General features: G+C 40.7%; 18 protein-coding genes. 14 read left to right on the top strand and 4 right to left on the bottom strand.

Features of this window, described 5'->3' with window-relative positions; all coding sequences use genetic code 11:
* Positions 1-75: 75 nt before the first annotated feature.
* The 3 genes from DET59_RS01475 to DET59_RS01485 all read left to right on the top strand — a co-directional run bounded on the left by DET59_RS01475 (position 76) and on the right by DET59_RS01485 (position 2,697).
* Positions 76-486 carry a MerR family transcriptional regulator gene (locus tag DET59_RS01475; RefSeq protein ID WP_181778023.1) on the top strand — a complete coding sequence of 137 codons (411 nt, stop codon included), beginning with the start codon at positions 76-78 and terminating at the stop codon, positions 484-486.
* A gap of 42 nt (positions 487-528) precedes the next feature.
* The gene (locus DET59_RS01480; protein WP_113967821.1) at positions 529-1,800 is read left to right on the top strand and encodes a hemolysin family protein; all 1,272 of its coding nucleotides are present in this window, start codon (positions 529-531) and stop codon (positions 1,798-1,800) included.
* A gap of 72 nt (positions 1,801-1,872) precedes the next feature.
* Entirely contained in the window at positions 1,873-2,697 is an 825-nt protein-coding gene (locus DET59_RS01485; protein ID WP_113967822.1) for an EcsC family protein, read from the top strand.
* A 183-nt stretch (positions 2,698-2,880) separates the two neighbouring features.
* Here DET59_RS01485 and DET59_RS01490 read toward each other — a convergent pair whose 3' ends face one another.
* Together DET59_RS01490 and DET59_RS01495 are read right to left on the bottom strand one after the other, a co-directional pair.
* The gene (locus DET59_RS01490; RefSeq protein ID WP_113967823.1) at positions 2,881-3,273 is read right to left on the bottom strand and encodes an SET domain-containing protein; all 393 of its coding nucleotides are present in this window, start codon (positions 3,271-3,273) and stop codon (positions 2,881-2,883) included.
* A gap of 92 nt (positions 3,274-3,365) precedes the next feature.
* Positions 3,366-4,673, bottom strand: a complete 1,308-nt coding sequence (locus DET59_RS01495; RefSeq protein ID WP_113968030.1) for a D-alanyl-D-alanine carboxypeptidase family protein — start codon at positions 4,671-4,673, stop codon at positions 3,366-3,368.
* 268 nt (positions 4,674-4,941) lie between these two features.
* Between DET59_RS01495 and DET59_RS01500 the strand changes: the two genes are divergently transcribed.
* Positions 4,942-5,955: a S66 family peptidase gene (locus tag DET59_RS01500; protein WP_113967824.1), complete on the top strand. Its 1,014-nt coding sequence runs from the start codon at positions 4,942-4,944 to the stop codon at positions 5,953-5,955.
* A gap of 37 nt (positions 5,956-5,992) precedes the next feature.
* Here the strand turns inward: DET59_RS01500 and DET59_RS01505 are convergent, their stop codons facing one another.
* Positions 5,993-6,385: a hypothetical protein gene (locus DET59_RS01505; protein ID WP_142675555.1), complete on the bottom strand. Its 393-nt coding sequence runs from the start codon at positions 6,383-6,385 to the stop codon at positions 5,993-5,995.
* A 135-nt stretch (positions 6,386-6,520) separates the two neighbouring features.
* Between DET59_RS01505 and DET59_RS01510 the strand changes: the two genes are divergently transcribed.
* The 5 genes from DET59_RS01510 to DET59_RS01530 all read left to right on the top strand — a co-directional run bounded on the left by DET59_RS01510 (position 6,521) and on the right by DET59_RS01530 (position 10,082).
* Entirely contained in the window at positions 6,521-7,438 is a 918-nt protein-coding gene (locus tag DET59_RS01510) for an alpha/beta fold hydrolase (RefSeq protein WP_113967826.1), read from the top strand.
* Complete coding sequence (locus tag DET59_RS01515) at positions 7,435-7,917, top strand: P-loop NTPase family protein (protein WP_113967827.1); 483 nt, start codon at positions 7,435-7,437, stop codon at positions 7,915-7,917. Before DET59_RS01510 ends, DET59_RS01515 begins: the two co-directional genes overlap by 4 nt.
* Positions 7,918-7,930: 13 nt before the next feature.
* On the top strand, positions 7,931-8,476 hold the full coding sequence (locus DET59_RS01520) for a GNAT family N-acetyltransferase (protein WP_113967828.1): 546 nt from the start codon (positions 7,931-7,933) through the stop codon (positions 8,474-8,476).
* Positions 8,461-9,489: a serine hydrolase domain-containing protein gene (locus tag DET59_RS01525; protein ID WP_258549531.1), complete on the top strand. Its 1,029-nt coding sequence runs from the start codon at positions 8,461-8,463 to the stop codon at positions 9,487-9,489. Before DET59_RS01520 ends, DET59_RS01525 begins: the two co-directional genes overlap by 16 nt.
* 92 nt (positions 9,490-9,581) lie before the next feature.
* Entirely contained in the window at positions 9,582-10,082 is a 501-nt protein-coding gene (locus DET59_RS01530; protein ID WP_113967830.1) for a CBO0543 family protein, read from the top strand.
* A gap of 54 nt (positions 10,083-10,136) precedes the next feature.
* On the opposite strand, the gene DET59_RS01535 is transcribed toward DET59_RS01530, so the two are convergent.
* Positions 10,137-10,640 carry a GNAT family N-acetyltransferase gene (locus DET59_RS01535; protein WP_113967831.1) on the bottom strand — a complete coding sequence of 168 codons (504 nt, stop codon included), beginning with the start codon at positions 10,638-10,640 and terminating at the stop codon, positions 10,137-10,139.
* A gap of 112 nt (positions 10,641-10,752) precedes the next feature.
* On the opposite strand from DET59_RS01535, the gene DET59_RS01540 reads away from it, so the two are divergent.
* From DET59_RS01540 to glpK, 5 genes are all read left to right on the top strand, one after another.
* On the top strand, positions 10,753-11,184 hold the full coding sequence (locus tag DET59_RS01540; RefSeq protein WP_113967832.1) for an HIT family protein: 432 nt from the start codon (positions 10,753-10,755) through the stop codon (positions 11,182-11,184).
* 11 nt (positions 11,185-11,195) lie between these two features.
* Entirely contained in the window at positions 11,196-12,437 is a 1,242-nt protein-coding gene (locus tag DET59_RS01545; RefSeq protein ID WP_113967833.1) for an aminopeptidase, read from the top strand.
* Positions 12,438-12,758: 321 nt separating this feature from the next.
* A complete protein-coding gene (locus DET59_RS01550) occupies positions 12,759-13,319 on the top strand; it encodes a glycerol-3-phosphate responsive antiterminator (protein ID WP_113967834.1) in 561 nt (186 codons plus the stop codon).
* A 163-nt stretch (positions 13,320-13,482) separates the two neighbouring features.
* On the top strand, positions 13,483-14,313 hold the full coding sequence (locus DET59_RS01555; RefSeq protein ID WP_113967835.1) for an MIP/aquaporin family protein: 831 nt from the start codon (positions 13,483-13,485) through the stop codon (positions 14,311-14,313).
* Between the two features lie 20 nt (positions 14,314-14,333).
* Positions 14,334-15,824, top strand: coding sequence for a glycerol kinase GlpK (glpK, locus tag DET59_RS01560; RefSeq protein ID WP_113967836.1), 1,491 nt, complete (start codon positions 14,334-14,336; stop codon positions 15,822-15,824).
* Positions 15,825-15,859: the final 35 nt, after the last annotated feature.

The following is a 15,859-nucleotide window of genomic DNA, read 5'->3' on the forward strand; positions in this document are numbered from 1 at the left end:
CCATAACGTTTAACTGTACGGTTTACCTTAAATAAAGTATACTACTCTAGAGGTGATGTCCTTGGGAAGTTGAAGTTGTATCGAATAGGAGAACTATCTAAGCAAAGTCAAGTGTCCAAAAGGACGATTGATTATTATACAAAAATAGGATTACTGGATTGCGATCGATCACACAATAATTACCGGTACTATCACGAAGAAGCGTTAGCTGACTTAAAGATGATCGAACAATGTCAGCAGATGAACATGACGTTACATGAAATTAAAGATCGATTAACGGTAATGAAATCCTTGGAAGTAGATCCCTCGATTCTGGAAAAACAAGTAGACCATATTCGAAATGAAATGAATCACTTGCATAACGAATTACATGAGGTTTTACATGCGATGGAAACGCTCGGGGATGATGAGCGCAAACGAATGTTAAAGCAGGTATCCCCACAGGCTTTGGCCTTATTTCAAACATTAATGGTTTTTTCTGGTTAATCCAGCATAATAGATAAACAACTACAGGAGAGTGACTTTTTTTTGGACGATATACCACTGAATTCATTAGTATTATTAGGAGCATTAATTCTTTTATCTGCCTTTTTTTCATCGGCGGAAACGGCTTACTCTAGTGTGAATAAGATTAGACTTAAGAATTTTGTAAGTGAAGGAAGAAGAGGGAGCATTAAAGCTCATTATATTGCTGAAAACTTTGATAAAGCTTTGTCCACGATATTAGTTGGAAACAATATCGTGAACATCGCCGCAGCCAGTATTTCAGCAAAGCTTGCGACAGATATTTTCGGAGGAAACACAGGGCTTGTCATCAGTACTTTTGTCATGACATTATTAATTCTGATTTTCGGTGAAATCCTGCCAAAATCATTGGCAAAAGAAAATGCTGAAACCTATTCCTTAACCATATCAGGCGTTCTCTTTTTCTTAATTAAAGTTCTTACACCGATCAACTTCTTTTTTATCAAATTAAAAGAGTTGGTATCGAAGTTCTTCTCGAAAAATCACGAGATGCCGTCTGTCACAGAGGAAGAATTAAAAGTGATGCTGGATATTAGTGAAGAAGAAGGAGTCATTGATAGAGAAGAAAGAGAATTGATTCACCGCTCGATGGACTTTGATGACATCCTTGCAACCGAGGTCCTGACACCCCGGATCGATGTCAAGGCAGTTGAGGTGAATCAACCGATTGAAGAAATCAAGGAAATGTTCTTTGAAGAGAGATTTTCACGAATTCCGGTTTACGAGGATTATATTGATAATGTGATCGGAATTCTTTCAGAGAAAGAGTTTTTCACTCATTTGATCAAATTCGGTGAGGTAAACATCCGGGAATTGATTCGGGAACCAATGTTTATATTTGAGTCTGCCAAAATCTCTTCACTTCTTACTAAGCTTCAAAAGAACAATGTGCATATGGCCATTGTAGTGGATGAGTTTGGAGGAACAACCGGAATCATCACCCTTGAAGATATCCTGGAAGAAATTGTCGGGGAAATATGGGATGAACAAGATGAAAAAACACATTCCATGAGAAAAATCAGCGATAAAGAATATCGATTCGATTCGCAATATCAATTGGATGAATTTACAGAGTTACTCGATGTACCAGAGCCTGAAAGTTCTTACCATACAATTGGCGGCTGGGTCGTTGAAAGCTTTGAAGATCTTCCATCAGAAGGTGACAGCTTCGACTATGAAAACTTAAAAGTGAGCGTAGAAGAAGTGGATAATCGTCGGGTACGCACGATTAAAGTTGAAATACTAGAAGAAAAAACCGAAGATATTGTTCAATAAATATGAAATAACAGGCGCTTCATTGCCTGTTATTTTTTTGGTTTATAAATGATGGAAGGAGGGTGCTTTTATATGCACGAATCAGAAACAAGGGAAGCTCTTTTACGGGAACTTGAAGTTGTAAATAAATGGGCAGATGATCAAAAAGGGTTATGGTTTTGGGAGAAGCTCGGCCGTATTCCATTTATGATTCTAGACCGGATCACTCCTCAAATGGTGCATAACAAGATTGGACAAGCACTGGATGAAATAGGGAGCTATATACAAAAAGGTGGAAGCTACCTTACCAGTGAGAAAGAAGTCGTTAAGCGATTTACTAAGAGAACAGACAATCCTCATTTAACTGTCGAGGACATCGCCAAGCTGGCCATTTCAGATATGGATGAAGTAAGTGAAGGGATCGTGGGTATGAGAAAGAAGGTTGCGATGACCCAGGGGGCGACCACGGGAATCGGTGGGTTCCTGACTCTAAGTATGGATATACCTTTCATCCTGGGCATATCACTTAAGACTTTTCAGGAAATCGCCATAAGTTATGGGTACGACCCAAATGATCAGCAGGAGCGTATTTTCATTATAAAATGTCTACAGTTCGTTTCTTCAGATATTGTCGGGAAGCAAGCAATACTTCAGGAGCTTTCGGACTTCAACAAAAAGGATATGGAGAAAAGAGAACAAACCCTTTCCCAGATACAAGGATGGAGGGAAGTGATGGTCAGCTTCCGTGACAACTTCGGCTGGAAAAAACTATTCCAAATGATTCCCATCGCAGGCATCCTGTTCGGCTCCTTCATCAACAAATCCATGATCTCAGACATAGGAGAAACCGGCCGTATGCTCTACCGTAAAAGAAGAATCCTGGAGAAGCTGAAAGAGGGACGGACCTCTGAAATTTAATTTTTCTGGAGAAAAGGCTAAATATCAATCTTTTTAGATGATGAATGCAGATCAGAGGTCCGTCCCTCTTATTTGTATTTAATATCAGGTAGGGAGCCAAAGCTAATGAAACCAGAACTTGAATTCCTGTAAATCATTCGTCAGTAAAACAAAAGGGACCTCCAGTTGGAAGTCCCTTTCGTATTATTCTTCTTCGTTCTTATCTTTATTAAACCAAAGTGGTTCATCATTATCCACTTCGCCATTATAGTTAATCAGCAATTCTTCGCCAGCTTGAATGTCTTTATAGGCAAAAAAGTCGAAGGTATGGTTATCAAAATTTATTTCGTAAGTTGTATTAGGTGTATACGAATGATTAAACAACATTCCATAACCTAATAGAAGTGCTGTATGGTTGATTCCGTATTCAAATACATAATCCGCCAGGAACGTTTTCTCAATATGTTCATGTTCCTCATTGGGATAGGGGATGACTGGTGCTTCATGAACCAGCTCTCCTTTGGCTATATCTCTTTTTGCAAAAACGCCGCGATTAAGATCACCGTCACTAAGGGACGATATTTTCACTTCAATCATTATGCCACCTTCTTTCTAAATCCTTTAACTTAGTAAGCTTGACACGAACTGGATAGAAAATCAACATCAAATCTTTATTGGATCCAGCCCAATTAAAACAAATTCCCAAAAAAACCTCGAATGCTTCGTGCACTTCGTACTAGCCAGCTGGCCTTTTCTACTGACTCAGCTGCATAAATATCCACTTTATAGGAAGGTTGTTTTTTATCAAAAATATATTCGTTCTTTTCCGGGGTTTCGATCATCATTTCTCCAATTTTTTCACCCTTTTCAATTGGAGCTTGAAGAGTACCATCGTCGTTAAGCTTATCTTCATCCAATTTAACTGAAGCTTTCACTTTATCCTTCTCTTCTTTTGTTACTCGAATAGATAAAGGCTTGTCTATTTTGATGGCAACCGATTGTTCCTTACCGTCTGGAACGTCTAACGTGTGTTCCTTTTTCTTTTCAATATCATTCAAGCTGTACTTAACCGTCTCAAACTCATCAAATCCATAATCAAGAAGTTCTGTCGTTTGAATAAAACGCTCTACACTGCTGGGCTGACCATATTCATCTTTGGCATCTAAAATGACTGAAATATATCGGACTCCATCCCGCTCTGCAGTCCCGGTAAAAGTCGAACCTGCAAAGGGTGTCGTACCTGTCTTTAATCCATCTGCACCTTTATAAAAATAAGATTTATCTTTTAATAGGCCGTTTGTATTCTTCATGAGGAGTTCTTCCTCTGTACCCGGTCTGAAAACTTTGGAAGAGAGACCCGAAGTCTCTAATACTTCCGGAAAATCATGAATGAGGTAATATGCTAAAGTAGCCATATCTTCAGCTGATACCATGTTTTCATCATTCACATCGGTTCCTTTTGGAAACATGCCAAGCATATCGTAGTTACTAAGCCCCGAAGAATTTACAAATTGAAAATTTTCAAATCCGAGTTCTTTTGCTTTGGCATTCATCTGCTTTACAAATTCACCTTCAGTACCTGCCACCACTTCTGAAAGAGCAATCGCTGCACCATTTCCTGATTTGATCACCATGGCATCATACAGTTCTCTTACCGTATACTCTTCGTCCGCTCGCAGGGGAACATTGCTCAGTCCTGGTGCATTCGCTAATTGATAGACTTTGTCACTTACTTTATACGTTTGATCCCAATTAATCTTTCCTTCTTCAATGGCTTCTAACACAAGGTATTCTGTCATCATTTTCGTCATGCTGGCAATCCCGAGGAGCTGATCTTCATGTTCTTTATACACAATCTTACCTGTATCTGCTTCCACTAAGATCGCAGCATCTGCATTTATATCTAAATTCGTCTTACCATGCGCCGTTTGCTGAAAAGGCGTCATAACCATAAGGGATATCATCAAAACCGACAGGCTTTGCTTCATTACATTCATCTTCAAACCAATACCTCCAAAACCTAGTTTTACACAACCAAATTATTTTAACACACAAACCCCATAAGCGCCCCCAAACCCCAAAACCTTTTCAAATCGTTCATATTATTGTCAAAATGAGGGACGGACCTTACTTTTTGGTGAATCCTTATTTTTATTGGGGGATGTGATAGGATGAGGTCCGTCCCTCTATTAAAATTGGAAAATAATTCTTGCTCCGAACCTTCTAATCTGGTAGAATCATTTAAACCGTTTGGAGGGAAAGATTATGATTACATACCCACTATTGAAAAATGACGCAACCATAGGCTTGACCGCTCCTTCATCGGGAGTTCCTGAAGAACTACATGGTATGGTCAAGCAATCTATTGTAAAAATGGAGAGTAAAGGATACTCGGTAAAATGCGGAGAGACTGTATGGACTCAGCATAAAGCTAAATCTTCACCTGCTCAAAAGAGGGCCACCGAATTGAACCAAATGCTGCAGGACGAAAAAATCTCCCTTATCATCCCACCATGGGGCGGCCAATTACTCATAGAAATTCTTGACCTCATTGATTATGAAAATATCAAAACGAAATGGCTGCTGGGTTATTCCGACATCAGTGTGCTATTACTGGCACTAACCTTAAAAACCGGAATCGCCACTGCGCATGGAACCAATCTTGTTGATTTAAGGGGGGAGTACTCTGATTCAACGACGGCACAATGGGAATCCGTTCTCTCAACGAAAGAAGGATCGTCTGTCACTCAGCATTCATCTCAGCACTACCAAAAAGAATGGAATCACGACAACCCTTCTCCAACAATTTTTCACTTAACAGAGCCAACTGTTTGGAAAGCTGCAGGGAAACAAGATGTAAAGATCAATGGCCGTCTACTCGGAGGCTGCATAGATGTCATTAGGCACTTGATCGGAACGCCTTATGGTAATATAGCAGATTTTAGAGAGAAGCACATAAAGAATGAACCCATCCTCTGGTATTTTGAAAACTGTGAATTAAACACCGCTGATCTGCGCCGTTCACTTGTGCAGATGAAATTAGCTGGCTGGTTCGACCATTCTTCTGGAATTCTGTTTGGAAGAAGTGATAGCAACACGCCTGTTGGTGATTATACGATTGAAGATGTCTATCAGGAGCTATCAGACGAGCTGCAGATTCCAATTGTATATGATATTGACTGTGGGCATCAGCCTCCTCAAATTACTTTTATCAATGGAGCACATGGAGAGGTAGAAGTTTCAGGTGGAAAAGGAAAAGTCATTCAAACATTTAAATAATCAATAAAAAAACGTCCCACTTCAGGACGTTTTTTGCCTACTTCTTCAAAAGTTTATATCGCTTTTCATTCATCATCCACATGAAATATCCCCATAGCCATCCACCTGCTACACAGCATAGGAGCAAAAGGGGAAGGTAGTCTCTGATCACTACATACAGAATCGCTGAAAATACCAATCCAGTAATCAACGACCCATATACAACTGAAAAGAACCACTTCCCCTTTTCCCGAATGGTTTCCCAACGTCTCCAGTAGGTGCCATCCGGCTCCCTGCTATTGATAAAGAAAACACAGGCATTCAGAAAAAAGATAAGACTGATGACCAAATACATGTAAGATTGCGGATCTAACCAAAACACTAGAAAATTAATCAAAGAAGTGAAGGAGAACATGATATATATAAGTTTACTTTGTTTTATTTTTTCCATTTCTGCGCCCCCAATCTTCTGTATTATATCAAACCAATTCCGACATGGACCAACATATTCCAACATAATAAAGGAAAATCCCTCCATCTTCTAGAAGTCTAATGAAGAACAGAATTCGCTAAGGAGTTTTTATTAATGAAAGCAAATGTAATGACCATTCGAAAAAAAGGGATCCATGTCGAAACACATGGTTCTAAGGAGAATCCCGCCTTACTCTACTTGCACGGCGGCCCCGGTGAAAGTTGCTACGATTTCTCATTTCATCAAAGTGAACGATTAGGGAAACATTTCTATCTTGTTGCAATCGACCAAAGAGGTGTATGCCGTTCAGAAGCCATTAAAGAAAATGAGGAGTTTGGTTTTCAAGATCTTGTAGAGGATTGTGAAGCACTCAGAAAAGAATTAAGAATCGATAAATGGTCTGTAATAGGGCATTCCTTTGGAGGGTTTCTGGCTCTTGCATACGTCTCCCAGTATCCTGAATCCATCGAGAAAGTCATTTTCGAATGTCCCACCTTCGATTTCACCCTGACATCTAAGGGACTACTAAGAAAAACCGCTAAATTATTCGGAAAATACAATAAGTATGAGTTGCAAGAGAAGGCATTAAAATTTGCAGAGGAAGACCTTTCTCCAAGAGATTTTACAGAAATCTATATGAAACTGAGTGATGAACTTGGAGAACACCGCATGCAAATCTATACACATAATTTTAATAATCCAACTGACTATTATGCTACTTACACGGACGAAGAATGGGACACCCTATATGATCGTTCAGATCATCACTATCATCTTCTCCGTGAAGAGGGCGTCATTTTTACCAATTTGTTAGATAGAATCAAACGAATTGAAACACCGATGCTTCTTCTGACAGGAGAATATGGTCCCGTTACATGTGAAAAACATGTAGAAATATTTAAGAGAGATGCAGCAAATGGGGAGATCGTTCATTTTAAACATAGTGGTCATACACCTCATTACGAGGAAGCCGACCACTTTAAACAGGTGATCTTGAATTATCTATTAGTCAAAAGCCATCATTTCTCATGAATACACCTAAACGAATTCACATCATAGGCTCAGTTGCAAGCGGGAAATCCACATTCGCACGCCAGCTTTCAAACGAAAGAGGGATTCCATGTTATGAACTCGATAACGTGATGTGGAGAAGACACCCCGATGGTGAAAGTAGAAATACGGAAGCCCAACGAAGAGACATACTTAACTCAATACTAAATCGGGAATCATGGATCATCGAAGGCGTACATTATCAAGAATGGATGTACAAATGTCTTGAAGAGGCAGAGATTATCATCTTTCTTGATACTCCAAAATGGAAGCGGAACTACCGGATTCTCAAACGCTACATAGAAGAGAAATATGGATTCAAAAAAGGGAACTATAAGCAAACCTTAACGATGCTTAGAAAAATGTATGGATGGAATCGCCACTACGAAAAGGAAGAAAAGCCAATCATCATGCGAATTCTCGAACCCTATCAAGATAAAGTTAACATTAAAAAAGGATAAAGGAGCAATCAACATGTTTACTTATAAACTAAACGACGAATTAGAATTAAGACTTCTCGATATACAGGATGCTGAACGAATCCACGAACTGACTGATCAGTCAAGATCGTATTTACGTGAGTGGCTCCCATGGGTGGATTACTCAAAAACGGTTGAGGATTCAAAGGAGTTTATTAAAAGTACACGTTTAGGCTTCGCGAATAATAAGAGCTTAGCTACTGGCATCATTTATCAAAATGAAATAGTAGGGGTAGCAGGATTCAACGTACTTGATTGGTCAAACAAAGTGGCGTACATAGGCTACTGGTTAGGTGAAGGCTACCAAGGAAAAGGGATTATGACGACAGTGGCAAAGGGACTCACTAAATACGCATTTGAATACTATAAAATGAATAAAGTCGAAATAACCGCTGCAGAGTTCAACCATCGCAGTCGAGCGATACCCGAGCGTCTTGGTTTCAAGGAAGAAGGGAAGCTGAGGCAAAGAGAATGGATTTACGATCATTTTGTGGATCATATTGTATATGGGATGCTCGCAGACGAGTGGAAGAAGTCTTGAAACAGACCGTTCAAGAACCACTAAAGGAATTGATCTCTTGGGTTGAAAACATTAAATATAAAAATGGGAGTTCTGCTGCATCCCTTTATATTATAAAAGATGACCAGGTTGTTTTGGAGCATTATAGCGGCAGGTACTCCCATGAAAAAAATGCAGCTCAAATCATAAAAAAGTCTCAATTTAATGTTGCCTCTGCCCGTAAAAGCTATTTAGGCCTTACGGTTGCCTACGCTTTACATGATAAATATATCTCGAGCCTGGAAGATCCCATCACTCAGTATTTCCCTGAGTTTGATAAGGATTTGTTCAAAGGTACAACAATCCGTCATCTTGTAACTCATTCCCACGGACTTGATTCCGACGAAAGTGGATATATATTCCGGGAATTCAAGCCCGGTAGCAGCTGGGCATACCGTAACGTGGGTGTGGACATTATGACAAAATTAATTCACCGACTGTATGGAAAAGGGTTCCCGCAGCTTTTAAACGAGAGGGTTTTTACTCCCCTGGGGTTTAGTGAAACGGGATGGAGAACGGAACCAGGTGATAATCTTGTACCTATCATCGACCACATTGATAAACCTGCACTACCTGGACTGGGGTCAGCGTCAGATGGAACGGAGAAGAATTTATTTGCATCTCCCAGGGAATTTGCTCTCTGGGGGCAGCTACATGTACAGAAAGGCATGATGAATGGAAGACAAATCGTTCCCTCTAAAGTAATTGAGACTGCCACTTCCATTCAAAGTGTTTCGTATTCTGACTCCACGATTCCTGAGAACGGGCTGTTTTGGTACGTTCAAGACGTTCCAAGGGATAAAAGTGAATTGGGGGAGAGGGTACCTTCAGGATCTTATCAAATATTAGGTGTCACCGGTCCAACGATTCTTGTCATTCCTGCTTATAATGTGGTGGTGTCAAAAATGTATAACAAGCGATACAACTATGGGGGAGACCAATACCTTTATTATTTACGGGAGTTTAGTAACAAAGTGGCAGATCTATTTTCATGAAGAATGGTGCACTCCAATTGAACGGGGAATGAATTACCAAATATTTGGTAACACTAATGTCTATATTATGAGTCGGGCTATGGGGGGATCCCATGTTTCATATTGTAGTCATTGTAGTGATTATTCTCAGTTCCTTGAAATGGGGTTCCTGGAATAGATGGAGAGAATTTCTTCCCACGATCTATTATTTTAGTTTTTTCAATATGTTTTATCAGTATATCAGCTACAGCATGAAGGCGGTTTGGGAACTAGATGGCTTTTTCATCAATATGTTTGTGACGGATTCACTTTACACGATGGTCGCTTATCCTTGCCTTGTGGTTCTCTTTTTGAGCCACTACCCAGAGGAAATCAGAATGAAAATCTTCTATTATTTTAAGTACATAGGTGTTGCCATCTTAATTGAATGGGCAGCGTGGAGAATGGATTCCATTGAATATTTTGAAGGCTGGAATCTTTGGTGGACCCTCCTTTTTTATTTTATTATGTTTCCCATGCTGCGCCTTCACTTCAAAAACCCGTTTCGGGCATTGATGGTTTCAGTCTTTGTCATTGCGTTTTTACTTATTAGCTTTGATTATCATGTACTATAAAAAAACGGTGAATCCACATCTTGGGACTCACCGTTTTTCAATGTGAAAAGGGTTTTATAAGAACAAAACCATCAGTTCTTCATCGAAATATTCATCGTTATATTTTAATGCCCGCTTTTCTGTCCCGTATGGCTTGAATCCACAAGAGTGATAGAGGCCCTTCGCTGTTTCATTGGTTGTCACAACAGTAATCATAACTTGTTCAATGCCATCTTCAGCTTTTGCTTGAGTGATGGCAGCTTGTAACAGCCCTCTTGCGAACCCTTTCCCTCGATGGGCAGGGGAAACATACATGGCAAAGATAGAGGATTTATGCTTTATTTTTAATGCTCCTTCACGTACGAGGGTCACCGCTCCGACTAGTTTCCCGTCATCAAAGCAACCAAACGTGTAGCTGCCATTTTGCACAAGTCTCTCGGCTGTCACTTCAATTGGATTGGTACGGGCAATGGCTTCTTCATAGCTGCTTCCGAAGCTTGAAGGACTCTGTTGCAACATTTCCAACCGAAGCTGCCAATAAGCTTCGGCATGTTTTTCATTAAGTGATTGAATTTCCATTATTTTCTGACCTTCTTTCTGTTCCATGATATGATTAGAAGAGCTTTTAATTTAGCTATTCAAACAGAATTCGACATTATTGATGGAATCCCTTTAAATTGGAGGTATATGTATGGAAGATTGTCTCGGCTGCCGCCTTGCAAATGAAAAAGAGAAAGTATTTATCATATATGAAAATGATCATGTGGCCTGCTTTTTGGACCATGTACCGCATCACCCCGGACATACCCTGATCCTCCCTAAACGACACAAAGTGGAAGTAACGGAATTCAGTGAAGAAGAAAGTCTCTCCATAATGAAGGCTTCACAACTCGTTGCACAAGCCGTTCAGGCTCTATATGAACCCAACGGGATTACCATCTGCCAGAATGGAGGCATCTACAACGAGTTAACGCATTATCATATGCACGTTATTCCGCGAAATGAAGAGGCAGATCGATTCGGCGAACTGTTTTATGGAGAGGCTGAGGTTGAACAACACAGTGAATCACTGGAAGAAACTCAAGAAAAGATGATTGCCTACATTAATAGACTACAAGAATAGGAGTTAACAAAATGACAATACATAAAGATTTCGACCAAAAAATAATTCAATACGCAGAGCTCGCGATTAAAGTGGGAGTAAATGTTCAGCCTGATCAGCCCCTGTGGATTTCTGCACCACTCGGAACTGAAAAATTCGTACGCATGGTTGTAAAAGAAGCATATCTTGCCGGTGCAAGAAATGTGCATGTTCAATGGTACGACGAGGAAATCATGAGAACACAATATGAACTGGCCCCGGATGACACTTTCTACGAATACCCAAGCTGGCTGTCTGCTGCCCATGAATGGGTTGTGGACAACAAAGGAGCCTTTCTTCAAATAGAAGCTAATGATCCGGACCTGTTGAAAGGAATCGACCCAGACCGTATCCTTAATTTTGAAAAAGCAAGTGGAGATGCCTTGGACCGTTTCTACGAAGCGATTGAAAAGGATCAGATCAGCTGGTCTATCGTGGCCATCCCTTCACAAAAATGGGCAGACAAGGTGTTTCCTGACTTACCAGAGAAAGAAAGAATCCCAAGCCTTTGGGACCGTATCTTCACATCCGTCCGTATTAATCATGAAGATCCAGTCCTCGCTTGGCAAACACATATCGAAACCCTGACCAACAAAGCAAGCGAACTCAATCACCTAAAGCTCAAATCCTTGCACTACCAATCGGAAGGGACGGACCTTACTGTTGAACTCCATGAAGATCACTTATGGCTGACAGGAGCAAGTAAAACACCAGATGGAACCCATTTTATTGCCAATATGCCGACAGAAGAAGTGTATACTGTCCCTGTAAAAACCGGAGTCAATGGCACAGTTTCAAGTACCAAACCACTTGCTTACAATGGGAACGTGATCGACGATTTCACCCTTACGTTTGAAGATGGGGAAATCAAGAAAATCACAGCCAGGGAAGGGGAGGAAATCCTGAAGAAATTGATCCTGACAGACGATGGAGCGGCCTATCTTGGAGAGGTGGCACTTGTCCCGCATCAGTCACCGATCTCTGATTCCGGTGTTCTATTCTTTAACACCTTATTCGATGAAAATGCATCCAACCATTTAGCGATCGGTTCCTCTTATCCCACTTGTATAATGGATGGAGACATCTTATCCGATGAAGAACGGGAAGAAAAAGGACTCAATGAAAGTGTGGTTCATGAAGATTTTATGATTGGTTCAGAACATATGAATATAGATGGAGTGTGCCGTGATGGAAAAAGGGTCCCTATTTTCCGCAATGGCAACTGGGCTATCTGATTTAATAGTTTCAGTCTTGGTCAGATTTCCCTGATTTTATAGGGTTGATGTAAAAATGATTCATAATCCGGACGTCACTTGTGGCAAGTGATGGGGCCTGCTGAACTCATATTAACTCTCCTTTAACTGAAATCTTAAGGTTGATAAAATCATCAATCAAAACTCAATCGACCTTCACTCCTGATGAATTTTGTCAGCTGCCACAATATGTAATATTATGGTAGAATCATTGGAATCTCATGAAAACTTACAGTAATTTATGATATAATTTCTCCTTGTGAAAAAGGTCTATTAAAAAATAGTAAAGGTGGGGAAAAGAAGGTGAGTTTTGAAGGTCAAAAGATATTGCCTGCCATCCGGTCCATGAAGGACTTTGATAAAATGCTCGAAACCTCTTTTCAGTACGGTGTGTTTCTCGATCTCCATGTTGGAATGCTTAAAAGTGTGTTTGAATATGCACGGAAGGAAAATCGGAAAATGTTTCTGCATTTGGACTTAATCCATGGACTATCCAGTGATGAGTATGCGACAGAATATATCTGTCAGGAAATAAAGCCTTATGGCATCATTTCAACCAAAGGGAATGTGATTAAGAAAGCAAGGCAAAAAGGTATTTTTTCCACTCAAAGGATGTTTGTGATCGATTCAAGTGCTATGAATCGCAGCATTGAGCTTATACATAAAACAGACCCTGACTTCATTGAAGTCCTTCCTGGGGTCATCCCTAAAATCATTGCGGAAATAAGAGAAAAAACGGGGAAGCCTATTTTTGCGGGTGGGCTTATCGATACTGTTGAAGAGGTGGAATCCGCTCTTGAGGCTGGCGCTACGGCCATCACTACGTCAGATCGTGTGCTATGGAAGCATTTTGACCAGAATTAAATCCTGAAAAATGTATTGACAACGTTTTCATAGTGGAGTAACATAGTCCACAAGTTAATACGTTGTGAAAGAGATGAAGAGACTCACGTGAACTGCCTATTTCCAGGAGGCATTCCGTGAGTCTTTTTATTTTATAAAAAATATATGAAATGAGGGAAAAAGCATGACTGCATTTTTAGGAGAAGTGGTTGGAACAGCCTTACTCATCATTTTTGGTGCAGGGGTTTGTGCAAATGTGAATCTTAAGAAATCATTTGCTTATAACGCTGGTTGGATGGTCATCACATTTGGTTGGGGTCTTGGTGTTGCCATGAGTGTATACGCCGTTGGACAGTTTAGTGGGGCTCATTTAAACCCTGCTGTTACTTTGGGACTGGCTTTTAATGGAGACTTCCCGTGGGGTGAGGTTCCTCAGTACATCTTAGCTCAAATGATTGGAGCGATGATTGGGGCAACCATCACCTATCTACACTTTTTACCCCACTGGCATGCTACGAAGGATCCCGGGGTGAAATTGGGGGTATTTGCTACAGGACCTGCCATCCCACACTATTTTTCAAATTTATTAAGTGAAATCATTGGAACTTTTGTGTTAGTAGTAGGATTATTATCAATAGGAGCGAATACATTTACAGATGGCCTGAATCCATTTATCGTTGGTTTCTTGATCATTGCTATCGGAATTTCTCTCGGTGGAACAACAGGTTATGCCATCAATCCTGCCCGTGATTTAGGACCGCGCATTGCTCACTTCCTGCTGCCGATTCCAGGTAAAGGGCCATCCAACTGGGGATATTCCTGGGTTCCTGTTGTCGGGCCTGTCCTGGGAGGATCATTTGGAGGCGTATTTTATAAAGCCATTTTCATTGGACAAGTCACGACAAGCTTTTGGGTAGTGCTACTTGTTACACTGGCAGTACTTGGGCTTGCATATGCGAGTGACAGAAAGGTCAGTTTAGCTCAAAAAGTGCATCAACTATCAACAGAAAATTAATTTTTTGGAGGGATAACAAAATGGAGAAATACATTTTATCATTAGATCAGGGTACGACAAGTTCAAGAGCGATTTTATTTAATAAAGAGGGAGAAATCGTCCATACTGCACAAAAAGAATTCACTCAACATTTTCCAAAGCCGGGTTGGGTTGAACATAGTGCGAACGAAATTTGGGGATCGATTTTAGCCGTTATTGCTAGCCTTTTATCCGAGTCCAATATCAAACCCGATCAGATTGAGGGGATCGGGATCACCAATCAACGTGAAACAACGGTCGTTTGGGATAAAGAAACCGGAGACCCTGTTTACAACGCCATCGTGTGGCAGTCACGTCAAACAGCGGGGATATGTGAAGAACTTAAATCACAGGGACATAACGATACGTTCCGTGACAAAACAGGATTATTGATTGATGCCTACTTCTCTGGTACCAAGGTTAAATGGATTCTTGACAATGTAGAGGGTGCGAGAGAAAAAGCGGAGAATGGCAAGCTTTTATTCGGGACGATCGACACATGGCTGATCTGGAAAATGTCAGGTGGAAAAGCCCACGTAACGGATTATTCCAATGCCTCCCGCACGCTCATGTATAACATTTACGATTTGAAATGGGATCAGGAGCTACTTGACATATTAGGCGTTCCTGAGAGCATGCTTCCAGAGGTCCGTCCCTCATCGGAAATTTATGCGAAAACGGTACCTTACCATTTCTTCGGGAAGGAGATTCCGATTGCCGGTGCAGCAGGGGATCAGCAGGCGGCAATGTTTGGACAGGCTTGTTATGAAGAGGGTATGGCTAAGAATACGTATGGAACTGGTTGCTTTATGCTGATGAATACAGGTGAAAAAGCTGTAAAGTCTAATAATGGTTTACTGACGACCTTGGCATGGGGAATTGATGGAAAAGTGGAGTATGCGTTGGAAGGAAGTATTTTCGTGGCCGGTTCTGCCATTCAGTGGCTTCGGGACGGCCTTCGTATGTTGAAGGACGCGAAGGACAGTCAGGCGTATGCAGAAAAGGTAGACACTACAGACGGCGTTTATGTTGTTCCTGCCTTTGTAGGATTAGGAACTCCTTATTGGGACAGTGATGTTCGCGGAGCTGTGTTCGGTTTAACAAGAGGAACATCTAAAGAGCATTTTGTAAGAGCCACCCTGGAATCTCTTGCTTACCAAACGAAAGATGTGCTGACAGCGATGGAAGCGGACTCCGGAATTTCCCTTAAGAAACTGAGAGTCGATGGCGGTGCTGTTAAAAATGACTTCTTAATGCAATTCCAAAGCGATATTTTATCTGTACCTGTCGAAAGACCAGTGGTAAATGAAACAACGGCATTAGGTGCCGCTTATTTAGCGGGGTTAGCTGTAGGATTCTGGGATAACCGGGATGAGATATCAAAGCAGTGGAATAAAGATAAAGATTTTGAACCGCAAATGCCTGTTGAAACTCAAGGAGAACTATATAACGGATGGAAAAAAGCCGTTAAGGCAGCTATGGCTTTTAAATAAAATGAACATATGATATACTGTTTATAAGTTAATAA

The organism is Rossellomorea aquimaris (assembly GCF_003315075.1).
In the GTDB taxonomy this organism is placed as follows: domain Bacteria; phylum Bacillota; class Bacilli; order Bacillales; family Bacillaceae_B; genus Rossellomorea; species Rossellomorea aquimaris_C.

Excerpts from the sequence above, each read along its gene's own strand:
- DET59_RS01485 (WP_113967822.1), top strand. The coding sequence starts at position 1,873 with ATGCACGAATCAGAAACAAGGGAAGCTCTTTTACGGGAACTTGAAGTT.
- DET59_RS01490 (WP_113967823.1), bottom strand. The coding sequence starts at position 3,273 with ATGATTGAAGTGAAAATATCGTCCCTTAGTGACGGTGATCTTAATCGC.
- DET59_RS01495 (WP_113968030.1), bottom strand. The coding sequence starts at position 4,673 with ATGAATGTAATGAAGCAAAGCCTGTCGGTTTTGATGATATCCCTTATG.
- DET59_RS01500 (WP_113967824.1), top strand. The coding sequence starts at position 4,942 with ATGATTACATACCCACTATTGAAAAATGACGCAACCATAGGCTTGACC.
- DET59_RS01505 (WP_142675555.1), bottom strand. The coding sequence starts at position 6,385 with ATGGAAAAAATAAAACAAAGTAAACTTATATATATCATGTTCTCCTTC.
- DET59_RS01510 (WP_113967826.1), top strand. The coding sequence starts at position 6,521 with ATGAAAGCAAATGTAATGACCATTCGAAAAAAAGGGATCCATGTCGAA.
- DET59_RS01515 (WP_113967827.1), top strand. The coding sequence starts at position 7,435 with ATGAATACACCTAAACGAATTCACATCATAGGCTCAGTTGCAAGCGGG.
- DET59_RS01520 (WP_113967828.1), top strand. The coding sequence starts at position 7,931 with ATGTTTACTTATAAACTAAACGACGAATTAGAATTAAGACTTCTCGAT.
- DET59_RS01530 (WP_113967830.1), top strand. The coding sequence starts at position 9,582 with ATGTTTCATATTGTAGTCATTGTAGTGATTATTCTCAGTTCCTTGAAA.
- DET59_RS01535 (WP_113967831.1), bottom strand. The coding sequence starts at position 10,640 with ATGGAAATTCAATCACTTAATGAAAAACATGCCGAAGCTTATTGGCAG.
- DET59_RS01540 (WP_113967832.1), top strand. The coding sequence starts at position 10,753 with ATGGAAGATTGTCTCGGCTGCCGCCTTGCAAATGAAAAAGAGAAAGTA.
- DET59_RS01545 (WP_113967833.1), top strand. The coding sequence starts at position 11,196 with ATGACAATACATAAAGATTTCGACCAAAAAATAATTCAATACGCAGAG.
- DET59_RS01555 (WP_113967835.1), top strand. The coding sequence starts at position 13,483 with ATGACTGCATTTTTAGGAGAAGTGGTTGGAACAGCCTTACTCATCATT.
- glpK (WP_113967836.1), top strand. The coding sequence starts at position 14,334 with ATGGAGAAATACATTTTATCATTAGATCAGGGTACGACAAGTTCAAGA.